Raw genomic sequence first — 15305 nt, forward strand, 5'->3', positions numbered from 1 at the left:
AGCACATTATTTCATTCCGATATTAGTTCCTTTATTTCTGGTAGTCTTCGCTAAGCAGAATAAGACAAATGACAAATCTCACCTCCATTTTTCGGCGTAAAACTTGTACATTTATTATTGATGGAAACCACTATTTTACAGCCACGTTATAAAGACTCCGTACACTTCAAAGACTTCTGGACAAAGGGCAACGGAAAGCTGCTGATTGATTTTTCAGGAGCTGATGTGAGTTTTAAAGATTTTGAAAAATTTTCGCCCTATTATTATCATGTGGATGAAACAGGAGATCAGGTTGTGGAAGGTATTTATTTTACTAAAAACTTTCGTGACGCCACAAAGGAAATCGAACAGTATATCAGAAACGGAGTTTCCCCCAATGAAAACGCACCCGAAAGCGTTAAAAATATGTTTCTACAGACACAAACAATTCCGGAATGGCTGAACCACAATTTATTAAAAAGCGGTGCAGCACTCTGTATGAGAGCCAATCTTGACTCCCTTATCTCTCTCCGGGACTACTGCCTGATCGGCGGCTATGATTTTGCCTATCTGAACAAACCGCTTATTGCCACGGAAGCTTTGAAAAAAGGCGCCGTTAAAAGACTTTCGGAGACACTTGATTTTTGGGTAAATGTAACCCGCTACAATGCACTGGAAATTCATAAAAAAGGGTATGAATTCGCTATTAAAACCAGACTCATTCATTCGTACGCAAGACTTTCCATCAGAAAACGCTATAACAACTGGGATACCAAAAACTGGGGTGAACCCATTAATTCATGGGATATGATGGCAACTTATATCGGATTCAGCCTGGTCTTTCTGCATAGCCTTCACAAACTTGGAAACACTTTTTCCAGGCATGAAGAAGACGGACTTTTCCATCTCTGGAAATATGTAGGCTACCTCTTGGGAATTCCGGAAAAATTATTGCCGGATAATAAAAAACAGGCTACCGAATTTTTCTACATGTGGACTTCCATTCAGCCGCCGGCAGACAATGATTCAGTTTTGCTGGCACATTCTTTATTAAATGAATCGCTTGAAAATCCTATATTAAAATACAAATTTCAAAGAAAAAATCTTCGTTACCTTCACATTTCATGCACCTGGTTTTTATTGGACGACGAGGTCTGCAAAAGACTGCAAATCCCGGAAATAAGCAATAGAAAAGCATTTCCCCTGACCAAAAGATTTATTAATAAAATATACAATAAAGTGGTAAGCCGCGAGCAGAGAATCCGGAAAGGAAACAAAGATCAGATGAAGGTATTAACAGATTATCTCAGCATCACTCAAAATTCAAATTTTCATTAATCAAGTCTCTGAAATCCATAACAATAAATCTATCGTAATATATGTTTCATGAAGGATTTATCAACATTTCCCGAATAAAATTTATGCTTAAAATTTATAATTTTTAACTATAAAAAACCATTTTAGTGGTAGATAGTATTAGTTTTTCAGTGTATTTTTTTGTATTTTTGATAAATTATTAAACAACAGATGAGTAATATAGACGACAAGAAAAAAGCATTGGCACTGGTGCTTGACAAGCTAGATAAAACATACGGAAAAGGAACGGTAATGACATTGGGCGACAGTTCTGTGGATAATACCATTGAGGTAATTCCTTCCGGATCTCTGGGATTAGACATCGCTTTAGGAGTGGGTGGCTACCCGAGAGGAAGAATCATTGAAATTTACGGCCCTGAATCTTCCGGTAAAACAACATTAACTCTACATGCGATTGCGGAAGCTCAAAAAGCTGGAGGAATTGCTGCGTTCATTGATGCAGAACACGCTTTCGACAGAACCTATGCCGCAAAGTTGGGAATCGACCTTGAAAACCTTATCATTTCCCAGCCGGACAACGGAGAACAGGCTTTGGAAATCGCTGATAACCTGATCCGTTCCGGAGCAATTGACATTGTAGTAATTGATTCGGTTGCAGCTCTTACTCCGAAGGCAGAAATTGAAGGAGAAATGGGAGATTCCAAAATGGGTCTTCATGCAAGATTAATGTCTCAGGCATTGAGAAAATTAACAGCCACCATTTCAAGAACAAAATGTACTGTAATTTTCATCAATCAGCTGAGAGAAAAAATCGGGGTGATGTTCGGGAACCCTGAAACTACAACCGGAGGTAACGCTTTGAAATTCTATGCTTCCGTAAGAGTAGACATCAGAAAGGCAAGCGCGCCGATTAAAAATGGTGATGAAGCTGTCGGCAGCCGTGTGAAGGTGAAAATTGTAAAAAATAAAGTAGCCCCACCATTCAAACAGGCAGAATTTGACATTATGTACGGGGAAGGTGTTTCTAAAACAGGAGAGATTCTTGATCAGGCTGTAGAGCAGGGAATCGTGAAGAAAAGCGGATCATGGTTCAGCTATGAAGATACAAAACTCGGACAAGGCCGTGATGCGGTAAAAGATGTGTTAAAAGACAATCCTGAACTTGCGGAAGAGCTTGAAAATAAAATCAAAGAAGAATTGAAAAACAAATAATTTTTTAGTTTTTAAAATATCGAAGACAGTCTGAAAAGGCTGTCTTTTTTTGTCTGCAAAATCAAATTATCATTTTCACTTTAACTTTTTACTTCTCACTTTTTACTTTTTACCCTTTTGCCTTTAATGCCAAAATGTCACTTTCTGTCGAACGGTATTTTTTTTGAGAAAGAAAAGCAAAATCAAAACTAAATTATTATGACTAAAGGAAATATTAATGTATCGGTGGAAAATATTTTTCCCTTAATTAAAAAATTTCTTTACAGTGACCACGAAATATTCTTGAGAGAATTGATCTCCAATGCAACAGATGCGACTTTAAAATTAAAGCACTTAACAAGCATCGGGGAAGCTAAAGTTGAATACGGGAATCCGAAAATTGAGGTCAAGATTGATAAAGAAAATAAGACGCTTCATATTATAGACCAGGGAATCGGGATGACGGGTGAAGAGGTTGAAAAATACATCAACCAGGTTGCTTTTTCAGGAGCTGAAGAGTTTTTGGAAAAATACAAGGATTCGGCAAAAGATTCGGGAATTATAGGACATTTCGGACTTGGGTTTTATTCTGCCTTTATGGTTGCCGAAAAAGTGGAAATCATCACCAAATCTTATAAAGATGAACCTGCAGTTCGATGGATCTGCGACGGAAGTCCCGAGTTTACTTTAGAAGAAACCACCGATAAGACTGAGCGTGGAACGGAAATCATTCTTCATATTGCCGAAGATTCCACCGAATTTTTAGAGGAAAGTAAGATTCGTGAACTGCTGTTGAAATATAATAAATTCATGCCTGTTCCTATTAAATTCGGAACAAAAAAACAAACGTTGCCTCTACCCGAAGACGCTCCCGAAGATACCGTTGCAGAGACGGAAGAAGTTGATAATATCATCAACAACCCAACTCCGGCATGGACAATCGCTCCAAGTGAGCTGACCAATGAGGATTACATGAAATTCTATCATGAATTGTATCCGATGCAGTTTGAAGAACCTTTGTTCAACATCCATTTGAATGTTGACTATCCGTTCAACCTGACCGGAATTTTATTTTTCCCTAAATTAAACAACAATTTAAATATTGAAAAAGATAAAATCCAGCTGTACCAAAACCAGGTTTTTGTAACGGATGAGGTAAAAGGAATTGTTCCGGATTTCTTAATGCTCCTCCGTGGCGTAATCGATTCTCCGGATATTCCGCTGAACGTTTCCCGCTCGTATCTTCAGGCAGATGGTGCTGTTAAAAAGATTTCATCGTATATCACCAAGAAAGTAGCCGACAAGATGTCTTCCCTGATTAATGAAAACCGTGAAGATTATGAAAAGAAGTGGAATGACATTAAGGTAGTTATCGAATACGGAATTGTTACGGAAGAAAAATTTGCAGAAAAGGCTGATAAATTCACCCTTTACCCGACTACCGACGGAAAATATTTTCTTTGGAATGAACTGGAAGAAAAAATCAAACCTAACCAAACAGATAAAGACGGAAATCTTATCGTTCTGTACGCTTCTAATGCGGATGAACAACATAGTTATATTCAGGCTGCAAAAGACAAGGGATATGAAGTTCTCCTGTTAGATTCACCGATTATTCCTCACGTCATCCAGAAACTGGAAACTTCAAAAGAGAAAATTTCTTTTGCAAGAGTAGATGCCGACCACATCAATAATCTGATCAAAAAGGATGAGCCAATTATTGCTAAATTAAACGAAACGGAAAAAGAATCATTAAAAAAATCTGTTGAAGAGGCGATCACAGATAAAAAGTTTACCGTTCAGCTTGAAGATTTGGACAGCACCGATGCCCCATTCACCATTACCCAACCGGAATTTATGAGAAGAATGAAAGATATGCAGGCAACCGGCGGCAGCGGAATGTTCGGAATGGGAGGATTTCCGGAAATGTATAATCTTGTAGTAAACTCCAACAGTGAGTTTGCCGGACAGATCCTCAAAACAGAAAACACAGAAGAAAAAACAGGACTGATTCAGCATGCTGTTGATCTTGCTAAACTTTCACAGAATTTACTGAAAGGAAAAGAGCTTACTGATTTTATTCAGAGAAGCTATAAACAACTGGAAAAATAATTTGACTATTTTACATTTGGTTTCGGGGCGACTTCGTCGCCCCGAAATTTTTTATTGAATGGTTGGTTGCCAATTATGTTTTTTAATAGATTGGATTAGCATCCAATCCTGATAGATGTTGCCATTTCGTGGCTCGGGTTGCTGATACAGTAATTCCTGATTATAATTCCGTCATCGGATCCCAAAATAATTTCCTGAAATCCTTAATTCTAAAATTTTCAACTAAAATTCCTTCGGCTTCCAATTTCTTTTGAAATTCAGGGACGGACAAGGTTCCGGAACTTGAGATCACACGGTGCGCAGGAACATCCGGCGGACATCCTCCCATTGCCCTACCCACATGCCGCGAATGGTTGGGAAAACCTACGGCTTTGGCTATAGCGCCATAACTTGTTACTCTTCCTTTGGGAACTAATTTCGTGATTTCCCAGACCTGCTTTTTAAAAACTTCATTCATAATAAAGAATTCATAAAATCAAAAGTAACAAATCTGTTTCTTATCTCATATATGCAGCATTACTTATCATACATCAAGATGAAAAAAATTTTCAGTCCGTAACTTTATAATAACAAAAATTCAGAAAATATGGCGAATTTAAAAGGAAAAGTAATAATTGTAACAGGAGCAGCAATGGGATTGGGACTGGCGGCAGCGGAAGTTCTGGCGTGGAAAGGAGCCGATCTTACTCTTGTAGATTATAATGATGAAGCACTAAATAAGACCAAAGAAGAATTAGCGTCGAAATTCCCGGATAGAAAATTTCTAACTGTAGCAGCAGATGTTTCCGTGGAAGAGAACGTAAAAAATTATGTCGACCAAACTGTGAAAGAATTCGGAAAGGTTGATGGGCTTTACAATAATGCCGGGATTGAAGGCAAGCAGGCCTCATTAGTGGATTACGACATCAATGTTTTTAAAAAAGTAATTGATATTAATCTTTTAGGGGTGTATTACGGAATGAAATACGTTATCCCTGAATTACAGAAAAACGGCGGAAAAATTGTAAATGTGGCTTCTGTGGGAGGAATCCGCGGAGTTTTAAACCAGACCGCGTATGTTGCTACCAAGCATGCCGTAGCCGGAATGACCAAAAATGCAGCATTGGAATATGGTAAAGACAACATCCTGACCAATGCCATTGCGCCGGGAGCTATTCTTACGCCTATGGTTGCCGAAGCTTTCAAACAGGTAAATCCCGATAATCCAAAAGCTGCAGAGAAAGAGTATGCTTCCAGAAATCCAACCAGAAGACTGGGAAATCCTGAAGATGTTGCTCATCTTGTAGCCTATCTTTTAAGTGATGAAAACGGATATGTATCCGGACAGGTGATTGCCATCGACGGTGGCGAATCTAATATGTACGGAAATTCATAAATTGTGTGATGAAGTGTTAAGATTGCCTGCAGAGATGCGGGCAATTTCTATTTAAATAAGCAAAATGATTGCACAATTTTTGAATGTTACAATAAAATATCTGTTATGAAAAAATCGTTTTTCCGATGGCTGAATACGGTGAATAAAGCTGTTCTGCCAAAATTAAGCAATAAAGATCCTAACAGCCTGACCAAGCTGCAAAAAGGAATTCTGGCCTATCGGTATTATGTACTGGTGAATTCTCTGGACTGATCTGCGTGAGGGATACGGAGGGTGCGAGCGAAGCGAGCAGTCTCTTGAGACCGGAACGAAGTGGAGCCCGGAGCAGCCCGACCTGAGAGGCTGGACCGGATTAGAGAAGGGCACGCCCAAGATTTAGATACAATATCTCGCTGATTTACAATTAAGCAAAAAAACGTCCCAAAATTGGAACGTTTGTATGAATGTAAGCATTGAACTTAAAGTTGCAGCTTATGAATTTTCTAAAATGTATGAGAACATCAACGGTGCACATATGGTTGCATCACTTTCAACGATAAATTTCGGTGTGGTGATATCAAGCTTACCCCAGGTGATTTTCTCGTTTGGCACTGCTCCTGAATAGGAACCGTAAGAAGTAGTAGAGTCTGAAATCTGACAGAAATACGACCAGAAAGGAATATCATGCATTTCCATATCCTGATACAGCATCGGCACTACACAAATCGGGAAATCTCCGGCAATACCTCCACCAATCTGGAAGAAGCCTACTCCTTTTCCTGATGAATTTTTCGTGTACCAGTCTGCAAGATAGGCCATGTATTCGATCCCGGATTTCATGGTAGAAAATTTCAGTTCTCCCTTGATGCAGTAGGATGCAAAAATATTTCCCATAGTAGAATCTTCCCATCCCGGAACCACGATCGGCAGATTTTTTTCTGCTGCAGCAATCATCCATGAGTTTTCTCTCGGAATTTCGTAGTATTGTTCAAGAACCCCTGAAAGAATCATTTTGTACATATATTCGTGCGGGAAATATCTTTCTCCCTTGTTATCGGCATCTTTCCAGATTTCATAGATGTGTTTCTGCAGTCTTCTGAAAGCTTCTTCTTCAGGAATACAGGTATCGGTAACTCTGTTCAGTCCTCTTTCCAGAAGGCCCCACTCTTCCTGCGGCGTAAGATCTCTGTAGTGTGGAACTCTTTCGTAGTGAGAGTGCGCTACAAGATTCATAAGGTCTTCTTCAAGGTTTGCTCCTGTACAAGAGATAAAATCTACCTTATCCTGACGGATCATTTCAGCAAGAATTTTCCCCAGCTCTGCGGTAGACATAGCTCCTGCCAATGTAATCATCATTTTCCCGCCATCCTTAAGATGCGCCACATATCCCTTTGAAGCATCCACCAATGCCGCCGCGTTAAAGTGCAGATAATACTTTTCTATGAATTCAGTAATCGGTTTGCTCATTTAATTATTTTTTGCAAAGATAAAACTTAAAAACGGAATGTGGCCGCTGCACTCAAAGAAACTCTGTGTAAACCTTCTTTTTGGTCTTCATCAAAATCATAAGTAACGCCATTAATTTTCATTTTATTAAGTGTTCCTGCTGTAAGTCCAAGCTTTGGCCCGATAAGAATGTTCTTTGTAACCTGATACTGATAAGCAAAATTAAGTTCAGCTCCAAGATTTGATCCTGTTCCTTTTACATTCGCTGTTGTGGTAGTGTAGGAGATAACTCCCAAGCCAACATCAATAAACATTTTATGTCTGGTCTCTTCAGTAAAATTTGACATCATAATAGCAGGCCCGAAAAAGTTGATCTGATCTTTTGTAGTTACCGGAACGGAAACAGGCATATTATTTACATAGCCTAAAATATAGCCATCGCTGGAAGCACTGAAATTAGAATATTTTAATCCAACGGATACAACCGGACTCACCTGATAGTATGCGGAGATATCGAAATTCATTCCGCTCTTCAGTCCTTTTACATAGTCTTCTTCCTCTCTTGAAAGTCCCGGAATTGTTTTAGCCGTTCTCCAGGCATATCCCACAGAGGGAATAATTGAAAATTTCTGTGCAAATGAAAGCGCCGATATAGAAATAAATGTGGCAGCAATAAGTTTTCTGATCATTAGTTTTACTATTTTGCCGCAAAAATATAGTAATAAAATGAATTATCAGTATAAATGAAAAATTTTTAACATTTCTGATTCGTCCTAAATTACAGTTCTGAATTAAAATCTGAATTTTCGGTTTTCCTTTTTCTCGGATAATTTCTTTTTGGTATCCAAACGTTTTTGCTTTTGTGATTTGGAAGGTTTTGTAGCAAAGCGTTTTTTAGGAACAATCAAAGCTTTATCAACAAGTTCAAGAATTTTTTCGATGGCTTTGGCCTTGTTCATCAATTGTGTCCTGGTTTCAGACACCGTTAAATATAAAAAACCTTCCGCATTGATTCTGTTGCTGAGTTTATGTTGAATACGCTCTTTTTGTTCATCATTAAAAAATCCGGAATCAAGAACTTTCCAGAGAACTGTTACGGAGGTCTCAACCTTATTGACGTTCTGCCCTCCTGCTCCGCTGCTGCGGGAAGTTTTAAAAGTGAGTTCTTTTGAAAAATCTTTCATTTCTTAATTATTGATATTATTCTGCAATGTATTTTTCAATTCGATCCTGTTGATCTTTCCATTGGGAGTTCTCGGGATTTTTTCAATAAAAATAATTTCTTTAGGCTTATGAAATTTTTTTTCAAAAGGTATGGCTGTAATTTTGTTGATGATATCCTGAGATTCTTTTCCTTCTATAATTAGTATCAATTTTTGCCCCAAACTTTCATCATTGATTCCTAAAAAAACAGCTTCATTTTGAATTTCTTTCTTCACTAAAGATTCCAGCTGTTCCGGGAAAATTTTAGCACCACCGGAATTAATCACATTATCAATTCTCCCCAAAAACCTGAACTGGTTATTATTTTTAATTTCAACTAAATCGTTAGTCTGCAATATTTCTGCATTAAGATGTGGCGCATAAATTTTCAGGCACCCTCTTTCGTCTGTAGAAATTTCTACATTTTCAAAGGCGGTAAAAAAAGATTCTGATACAGGATAAATTTGTTTTAACGCAATATGAGAAAGCGTTTCTGACATTCCGTAGGTTTCAAAAATCCGTTGAGAACCTTTTGATCCAAGCGTATTAAAAATTTTATTTTTTAAACTTTCTGAAACGGCGGCTCCTCCGATAATTACATTTTTTATCCAGTGCAATTCATCCAATGAATTTTCTACCTGAAGCGGCGTCATGGCACAAAAATCTATTTCATCGTGAAGATTTTGCAAAGGTTTTGTGGAAGGATCTATGATGATAAGTTTAAGTTTTCCCACTACAGATCTTACCACCATCATTTTTCCGGAGATATATTCAACCGGAAGGCATAGTAAAGCGATATTTCCTTCCTTTAATCCTAAAAAATTGCAGGTCATTTCAGCAGAAGCGGTCATTTTATTTTTTTCAATTTCAAAAATCTTGGGAATTCCCGTGGAACCGGAAGTCTGCACCGATAATGTTTTTTCATCGGAATACCATTCTTCCAAAAAAGCTTTGACTTTCTTTTCAAATTCGGTTTCGGATGATAAATGATTCAGATTGAGATTTTTGAAGTCTATCAGCATAATGATCATGAATAAAGGAATTGTAAATTTATAAAAAACTTCAAAAAGTTCTTGCAAATAATGAAAAAAGCTGTAAATTTGCACCACTCAAACAGAGAAAGACTCATGGTGTAGCGGTAACACTACTGATTTTGGTTCAGTCATCTGGGGTTCGAATCCCTGTGAGTCTACATAACAGGAAGAATGTTCGTCATTTTTCCTGTTTTTGTTTTATGCTTATTTATATATTTAGTAATAAAACTTTAGGATTTATAGGCAATTAGCTAAATAATTTAAAATTAGCCCAGCTAAATATCATCTTGATATCAATAGCTGAGTTAAGTTTTATAATTAAATTAGTACTCTTGTGAGAGCAGATGTATTAATCCAATGCCAGTTCTAACGGATTATCATATTTCATTCTTTCGTTATAAGAATTATTAAATTTTTTTAGATCTTCGGTACTATATATAACTAATCCACCTAAACTGAAATCTGATTCTATATTTTTCTTAGCTTTAAGATAATCACTTTTAGAAAAGAACTTAGGTTTTGAGAATCTGCTTACAGCATAACTTTGTTTAAATTTCTCAATAGAAGTTGCTGTAAAACTGTAATCATTCTTATCATCAAAAACTTCTAAAATCAATCCTGGTAAATTATTGAATTTATATGGCCCGAACGGCATAGGATAATCTTCAGTAAAGTAGGCAATCCAATTTCTACCGTATTTTGTTATTGTTGCTTTCTTGCATTTCAAACCTAGTATTTCTTTGTACTCATTTACTATTTGCCAATTCCATGTGCCTCCTTCAATGTAACCAAGTTCATGGTCAACGTTAACCGAATTGGTAAACTCTATTTTTTTATTTTTTATAAAAATATTGGATTGCCCTTTTAAATCAAAATGAGATAGCAATTGTTCAAACTTTAAACCTTGAGCTTTAAGAGAATCAAATACATAAGCATCTTTAGCTTTAAACACGGATTCTTTATTGTTGGCAACTAACCAAAATTCTTCGCTATGTAATTTAGCATTATTCTTTAAAGAATTTTTTGCCTTTAAAAAATAGCCAACCCTTATCTCAGCATTGAGTTTTTCTTGAGGATAAGCAAAAAAAAATGAAAAAAATAAAAAAATGAAACAGTTTTTTTTAAAAAAAAACTGCAAAAAAAAGGACTCGTTTTTAATCATTACTAATTGTAACTTCTTTAACCGGTGTACCACAATCTTCTTGATTAATCTGATTGACAATAACTAAAGCTGCCGATAATATTAACTCCTGAGTTACGGTGAAACTGGTAAATGGTGTACAAGTTGAAGCATAAGTGTATGAGCATCCTCTTGAAGTACATCCATGAGATCTGATTTTTTGGGCATTTGCGAATCCCGCAACTCCAATAGCTGCTAATAATAGTTTTTTCATAAACGTTAATATCTCTGTTTGACAGGTTAAAAGTACTAATAAAACTATATTATGCATTTTTTTAATCTTTTTTAAGTTCCTGTTAAAATTAAACCAAAATAAATAATTATTAAAAATATTATCTCTTCTGAAGTAATCGGTAGTAATTCCCGATATCCACAGCAACAGACCACCAATACTCTTACAAAAGCCAAAACAGAATTTCATTGACAGTGTCTTTAGTAAAATCATGATCATTGTAAAAATAATGCTGACGTAAAATAAAACAATTATCATTGCCAAAGCTCCTAAAGGACAACTCCGCTCTTTTTAATTTATTTTAGTTTGAAAATCATCCGGAATGGATATTCCTTTTTTCTTCATGTATTCAAGCAGTCCATTATATTTTTCTTCGTAGTCATTGTTGCCGCATTTATCGGAAATGCTGCATATTTCAGAAGGTTTTATGCCTAAAATGTCAGAGATTTTAGTAAGAATTTCAAGATTAATTTTCACTTTGGAATTCTCAATATCGGAATATGCTTTCTGCGATATTCCCATCTCAAAAGCCATATATTCCTGTGTTAAATCCTTACTTCTTCGGATTTTTCTGATGTTTTGACCACATATTTTCATACCATGCCGTTTTAGTAGTTTTCGGTATATTTTAGAAGGATATCTATTAGCCTCAGACAAAGTTAGTGAATACCTTTGGCAAAACATTATTACGCTACATGATATTTTTATTTATTGAGACTTCAGTTAAAAATTTACAATAAAACTTTTGTTTTAAAAAAAGAATATCACTTCAGGACAACACCTTAGGAATTATGGAGACGCAAAAATTTAATTATGACAATAATATTGTCAGAGCATTTCTCTATGCTACAATTGCATTCGGTCTGGTTGGTTTTTTACTCGGTCTTACCGCTGCACTGATGCTTTTTTACCCCGAACTTCCGGAGTTTTTATTTGGAACAGATGACAGCACCATTAAAAGTCTGGCTTCAGGAAACATTCAGGGATTAATCAACACACAAGGGGCGTTAGGCTTCGGAAGAATCAGAATGCTGCATACAAGCGCAGTGATTTTTGCCTTTGTTTGCAATTCTTTTTTCTGCGGTGCCTATTACAGCATGCAGCGTTTACTGAAAACCAGAATGTACAGCGACACTCTTTCATGGATGCACTTCTGGACATGGCAGATCATGATCGTTTCTGTAGTGATCACCTTCCTGATGGGAATTAATACCTCCAAAGAATACGCAGAACACGAATGGCCGATTGATATTTTAATTACCATTTCATGGGTGATTTTCGGAATCAATATGTTTGGAACCATTGCGAAACGCAGGGTAAGACATTTATATGTTGCCATCTGGTTCTACATCGGAACGTGGATTGCTGTAGCGATGTTGCATATCTTCAACAATCTGGAAGTACCTTTATCATTCACTTTATGGAAATCATACTCCATTTATGCAGGCGCTAAAGATGCCTTGGTACAATGGTGGTATGGTCACAATGCCGTTGCCTTCGTACTGACTACTCCGGTTTTAGGTTTAATGTATTATTTCCTTCCTAAAGCTGCAGACAGACCGGTTTTTTCTTATAAATTATCTATTATTCACTTCTGGTCATTGATCTTCGTTTACCTTTGGGCAGGGCCTCATCACCTTCAGTATACGGCGTTGCCGGCCTGGGCACAAGCCGTGGGAACTGGTTTCTCTATTATGCTGATCGCACCATCCTGGGGAGGTATGCTAAACGGATTATTAACACTAAGAGGAGCATGGGATAAAGTAAGAGAAAATCCTATTCTTAAATTCTTCGTAGTCGCTGTAACCTGCTATGGTATGGCAACATTTGAAGGGCCTTTATTAGCAACAAAATCTTTGAATAAAATAGGACATTACACCGATTGGGTAATTGGTCACGTACATATCGGAGCTTTGGGGTGGAACGGTTTCATGGCATTCGGGATTGTATATTACCTGATTCCGGTAATGTGGAGAACTTCACTTTGGTCTAAAAAACTGGCCAACTGGCACTTCTGGCTGGGAACGTTGGGAATTATTTTCTACGCCGTTCCGATGTATATCTCCGGCTTTACACAAGGATTAATGTGGAAGCAGTTCAACCCGGACGGAACATTAGTGTGGAAAAACTGGCTGGATACGGTAACGGCAATTATCCCTTACTACAAAATGAGATTTTTAGGCGGTTTATTCTATATTTCAGGTGCCATTTTAATGGTTGTAAACGTCATCAAAACCATTAGAGCCGGCTCATTCCAGAAAAACGTACCGGCAGAAGCTCCTGCTTTAGCAAAAATAGGAAGTGCCAGAAAAGAGGGCGAAGGTTTACACCTCTGGATTGAAAGAACCCCGAGAATCATGGCCATATTGGCTTTCATTACCGTAGCAATCGGTGGTTTGGTGGAAATCATTCCGACTTTAACATTAAAACAAAGCGTACCAACCATAACTGCCGTTAAGCCTTATTCTCCGCTGGAGCTGGAAGGAAGAGATTTATACATCAGAGAAGGATGCAATGCCTGTCACTCTCAAATGATAAGACCGTTCCGTGATGAAATTGTACGATTTGAAGGGAAAAACGGACAGTATTCAAAAGCCGGAGAATTTGTTTATGACAGGCCATTCCTGTGGGGATCAAAAAGAACCGGGCCGGATCTGCACAGAGAAGGAGGAAGAAACCCTGATTCATGGCATTTCAAACATATGTATAATCCAAGAATTACTTCAGCCGGCTCCATCATGCCTCGTTTTCCGTGGCTGATTACCAACAAACTGGATAAAAAACAGATGGCCGACAAAATGAAACTGATGAAAAATTATTTCGATGTTCCTTACACCAAAGCACAGATCGATTCTGCGAATCAATGGGCAGAAAATCAGGCAAAAGGTATTGTTAAAAGAATTTACTCTGAAGCCGCAGATGTAAAACAGCAGGTTGAAAAAGACAGGATGGCAAAAGGAGGATCTTTTGTTCCGCTTGAAGACAGGGAAATTGTAGCCATGATAGCTTATCTCCAAAGATTGGGAACCGATATTAAAACCACTCAGATTCAAACCGCAAGTGCAGATAATTAAAATGAATTAGCAATGAAAACAAGAACCCCAATTTCAGTATACATCATTGTAACCATAGGTTTAACGATCATGGCGTTCGAAATGTTCGCTCACGATTCAGGATATTTTTCTTCTCCTTTTTTCTGGGGACTGATGCTGATTGCCATTATCCTGCTTCTGATCATGAGTTCCATCGGAGACCTTATCGAAAATCAGAATTTCAGCAGACTTTCGGATGAAGAAAAAGCTTTATATATTAAAGAAAAAAACACTCCGTATTTTCTGAAGCTGTGGAATTCAGCGTTCAAAAAACAATCTGCTACAGAAGAAAAAGATATTCTTATCGATCATGGATTTGACGGGATTAAAGAATTGGATAACGCACTTCCGAAATGGTGGATCGGACTTTTCTGGTTCGGATGTATTTTCTGTGCAGTGTATCTTACCGCATTTTCATTCACCGAATATGCACATCCCGATGCAGAATTAAATCATGAAACCAAAACCATGCTTGCTTCCATCGCTGAATATGAAAAAACAGCTCCGCAAATCAACCTTGAGTCCGCAAAATACAGTGCAGACAATATTGCCGAAGGTAAAGAGCTCTTTAAAACCAATTGCGTAACCTGTCACGGCGAAGGCGGAAAAGGAGGCATCGGCCCGAATCTTACCGACAAACACTGGATCAATATCAAAGAAAAAAGCTTATTTAAAAATGTATTCTGGATGCTTGAAAACGGTTCGCCGAATAATCCAACAATGCGCCCTTTAATCAAAGAAGGAGCTATCACCGGAAGAGACGCTGAAAAAATTGCAGCGTACATTTATCACATCAACCAGGAAACCGCTCCTATTACTCAGGCTCAGGGAGGTGCTGCACCTCAGGGACAGGAAGTGCAATGGGAAAACGGAAACAATTAAAACTTTTAATCTCAATATATACTTTTTCAAACCATGCCAAGCCCCTTTGAATACATAACTAAACACCTGAATATTCATTTTTGCTAAAACCTTTTCAGTAAAGAAGATTATAAAAAGGGGCTTTTTAAACACATAAATCCGGGCTTTGGTTGTCAGCATCAACTATTCACTTGACAATTAACTAAACTAAATTCCATTAGATTGGCAGCCAAGGCAGGATTTTTGCATACGAAAAGGGTACCACAACAGATCAGCAGTACGATTAGTATTGCTATATTTGTTT

At 37.5% G+C, this 15305-nt stretch carries 15 protein-coding genes and 1 tRNA gene; 8 read left to right on the top strand and 8 right to left on the bottom strand.

What is annotated here, in order from left to right; translation table 11 throughout:
- The first annotated feature begins 120 nt into the window (after positions 1 to 120).
- The 3 genes from SOP96_RS08370 (at position 121) to htpG (ending at position 4599) form a co-directional block, all read left to right on the top strand.
- Complete coding sequence (locus SOP96_RS08370; protein ID WP_326320531.1) at positions 121 to 1317, top strand: oxygenase MpaB family protein; 1197 nt, start codon at positions 121 to 123, stop codon at positions 1315 to 1317.
- A 189-nt stretch (positions 1318 to 1506) separates the two neighbouring features.
- Entirely contained in the window at positions 1507 to 2508 is a 1002-nt protein-coding gene (recA, locus tag SOP96_RS08375; protein ID WP_029295776.1) for a recombinase RecA, read from the top strand.
- 198 nt (positions 2509 to 2706) lie between these two features.
- Complete coding sequence (htpG, locus tag SOP96_RS08380; RefSeq protein ID WP_326320532.1) at positions 2707 to 4599, top strand: molecular chaperone HtpG; 1893 nt, start codon at positions 2707 to 2709, stop codon at positions 4597 to 4599.
- Between the two features lie 160 nt (positions 4600 to 4759).
- Here htpG and SOP96_RS08385 read toward each other — a convergent pair whose 3' ends face one another.
- Positions 4760 to 5056, bottom strand: a complete 297-nt coding sequence (locus SOP96_RS08385) for an MGMT family protein (protein ID WP_326320533.1) — start codon at positions 5054 to 5056, stop codon at positions 4760 to 4762.
- A gap of 129 nt (positions 5057 to 5185) precedes the next feature.
- Between SOP96_RS08385 and SOP96_RS08390 the strand changes: the two genes are divergently transcribed.
- Together SOP96_RS08390 and SOP96_RS08395 are read left to right on the top strand one after the other, a co-directional pair.
- A complete protein-coding gene (locus SOP96_RS08390; RefSeq protein ID WP_326320534.1) occupies positions 5186 to 5974 on the top strand; it encodes a glucose 1-dehydrogenase in 789 nt (262 codons plus the stop codon).
- 105 nt (positions 5975 to 6079) lie between these two features.
- Positions 6080 to 6226, top strand: coding sequence for a hypothetical protein (locus SOP96_RS08395; protein ID WP_326320535.1), 147 nt, complete (start codon positions 6080 to 6082; stop codon positions 6224 to 6226).
- A 219-nt stretch (positions 6227 to 6445) separates the two neighbouring features.
- On the opposite strand, the gene SOP96_RS08400 is transcribed toward SOP96_RS08395, so the two are convergent.
- The 4 genes from SOP96_RS08400 to SOP96_RS08415 all read right to left on the bottom strand — a co-directional run bounded on the left by SOP96_RS08400 (position 6446) and on the right by SOP96_RS08415 (position 9624).
- Positions 6446 to 7420 (bottom strand): deoxyhypusine synthase family protein, encoded by a 975-nt coding sequence (locus tag SOP96_RS08400; RefSeq protein ID WP_169232222.1) that lies wholly within the window; start codon positions 7418 to 7420, stop codon positions 6446 to 6448.
- Between the two features lie 26 nt (positions 7421 to 7446).
- Positions 7447 to 8088, bottom strand: coding sequence for a hypothetical protein (locus SOP96_RS08405; protein WP_326320536.1), 642 nt, complete (start codon positions 8086 to 8088; stop codon positions 7447 to 7449).
- Positions 8089 to 8190: 102 nt separating this feature from the next.
- Positions 8191 to 8583, bottom strand: coding sequence for an alternative ribosome rescue aminoacyl-tRNA hydrolase ArfB (gene arfB, locus SOP96_RS08410; protein ID WP_326320537.1), 393 nt, complete (start codon positions 8581 to 8583; stop codon positions 8191 to 8193).
- A gap of 3 nt (positions 8584 to 8586) precedes the next feature.
- The gene (locus tag SOP96_RS08415; RefSeq protein ID WP_326320592.1) at positions 8587 to 9624 is read right to left on the bottom strand and encodes an AMP-binding protein; all 1038 of its coding nucleotides are present in this window, start codon (positions 9622 to 9624) and stop codon (positions 8587 to 8589) included.
- Between the two features lie 99 nt (positions 9625 to 9723).
- Here SOP96_RS08415 and SOP96_RS08420 point away from each other — a divergent pair.
- Positions 9724 to 9794 (top strand) — tRNA-Gln (locus SOP96_RS08420).
- A gap of 191 nt (positions 9795 to 9985) precedes the next feature.
- Here the strand turns inward: SOP96_RS08420 and SOP96_RS08425 are convergent.
- The 3 genes from SOP96_RS08425 to SOP96_RS08435 all read right to left on the bottom strand — a co-directional run bounded on the left by SOP96_RS08425 (position 9986) and on the right by SOP96_RS08435 (position 11645).
- Positions 9986 to 10798, bottom strand: coding sequence for a GLPGLI family protein (locus SOP96_RS08425; RefSeq protein ID WP_326320538.1), 813 nt, complete (start codon positions 10796 to 10798; stop codon positions 9986 to 9988).
- Positions 10791 to 11237: a hypothetical protein gene (locus SOP96_RS08430; RefSeq protein WP_326320539.1), complete on the bottom strand. Its 447-nt coding sequence runs from the start codon at positions 11235 to 11237 to the stop codon at positions 10791 to 10793. The genes SOP96_RS08425 and SOP96_RS08430 overlap by 8 nt, the downstream gene beginning before the upstream one ends.
- A gap of 102 nt (positions 11238 to 11339) precedes the next feature.
- Positions 11340 to 11645 (bottom strand): helix-turn-helix domain-containing protein, encoded by a 306-nt coding sequence (locus SOP96_RS08435; protein WP_326320540.1) that lies wholly within the window; start codon positions 11643 to 11645, stop codon positions 11340 to 11342.
- A gap of 194 nt (positions 11646 to 11839) precedes the next feature.
- Between SOP96_RS08435 and ccoN the strand changes: the two genes are divergently transcribed.
- Together ccoN and SOP96_RS08445 are read left to right on the top strand one after the other, a co-directional pair.
- The gene (gene ccoN / locus SOP96_RS08440) at positions 11840 to 14122 is read left to right on the top strand and encodes a cytochrome-c oxidase, cbb3-type subunit I (protein WP_326320541.1); all 2283 of its coding nucleotides are present in this window, start codon (positions 11840 to 11842) and stop codon (positions 14120 to 14122) included.
- A gap of 12 nt (positions 14123 to 14134) precedes the next feature.
- On the top strand, positions 14135 to 15022 hold the full coding sequence (locus SOP96_RS08445; protein ID WP_326320542.1) for a cbb3-type cytochrome c oxidase N-terminal domain-containing protein: 888 nt from the start codon (positions 14135 to 14137) through the stop codon (positions 15020 to 15022).
- Positions 15023 to 15305 lie beyond the last annotated feature (283 nt).

The organism is Chryseobacterium salviniae (assembly GCF_035819015.1).
Taxonomy (GTDB): Bacteria; Bacteroidota; Bacteroidia; order Flavobacteriales; family Weeksellaceae; genus Chryseobacterium; species Chryseobacterium salviniae.

Excerpts from the sequence above, each read along its gene's own strand:
- SOP96_RS08400 (WP_169232222.1), bottom strand. The coding sequence starts at position 7,420 with ATGAGCAAACCGATTACTGAATTCATAGAAAAGTATTATCTGCACTTT.
- SOP96_RS08405 (WP_326320536.1), bottom strand. The coding sequence starts at position 8,088 with ATGATCAGAAAACTTATTGCTGCCACATTTATTTCTATATCGGCGCTT.
- htpG (WP_326320532.1), top strand. The coding sequence starts at position 2,707 with ATGACTAAAGGAAATATTAATGTATCGGTGGAAAATATTTTTCCCTTA.
- SOP96_RS08425 (WP_326320538.1), bottom strand. The coding sequence starts at position 10,798 with ATGATTAAAAACGAGTCCTTTTTTTTGCAGTTTTTTTTTAAAAAAAAC.
- SOP96_RS08390 (WP_326320534.1), top strand. The coding sequence starts at position 5,186 with ATGGCGAATTTAAAAGGAAAAGTAATAATTGTAACAGGAGCAGCAATG.
- SOP96_RS08385 (WP_326320533.1), bottom strand. The coding sequence starts at position 5,056 with ATGAATGAAGTTTTTAAAAAGCAGGTCTGGGAAATCACGAAATTAGTT.
- recA (WP_029295776.1), top strand. The coding sequence starts at position 1,507 with ATGAGTAATATAGACGACAAGAAAAAAGCATTGGCACTGGTGCTTGAC.
- SOP96_RS08430 (WP_326320539.1), bottom strand. The coding sequence starts at position 11,237 with ATGAAATTCTGTTTTGGCTTTTGTAAGAGTATTGGTGGTCTGTTGCTG.
- arfB (WP_326320537.1), bottom strand. The coding sequence starts at position 8,583 with ATGAAAGATTTTTCAAAAGAACTCACTTTTAAAACTTCCCGCAGCAGC.
- SOP96_RS08370 (WP_326320531.1), top strand. The coding sequence starts at position 121 with ATGGAAACCACTATTTTACAGCCACGTTATAAAGACTCCGTACACTTC.
- SOP96_RS08445 (WP_326320542.1), top strand. The coding sequence starts at position 14,135 with ATGAAAACAAGAACCCCAATTTCAGTATACATCATTGTAACCATAGGT.
- SOP96_RS08395 (WP_326320535.1), top strand. The coding sequence starts at position 6,080 with ATGAAAAAATCGTTTTTCCGATGGCTGAATACGGTGAATAAAGCTGTT.
- SOP96_RS08415 (WP_326320592.1), bottom strand. The coding sequence starts at position 9,624 with ATGCTGATAGACTTCAAAAATCTCAATCTGAATCATTTATCATCCGAA.
- ccoN (WP_326320541.1), top strand. The coding sequence starts at position 11,840 with ATGGAGACGCAAAAATTTAATTATGACAATAATATTGTCAGAGCATTT.
- SOP96_RS08435 (WP_326320540.1), bottom strand. The coding sequence starts at position 11,645 with ATGAAAATATGTGGTCAAAACATCAGAAAAATCCGAAGAAGTAAGGAT.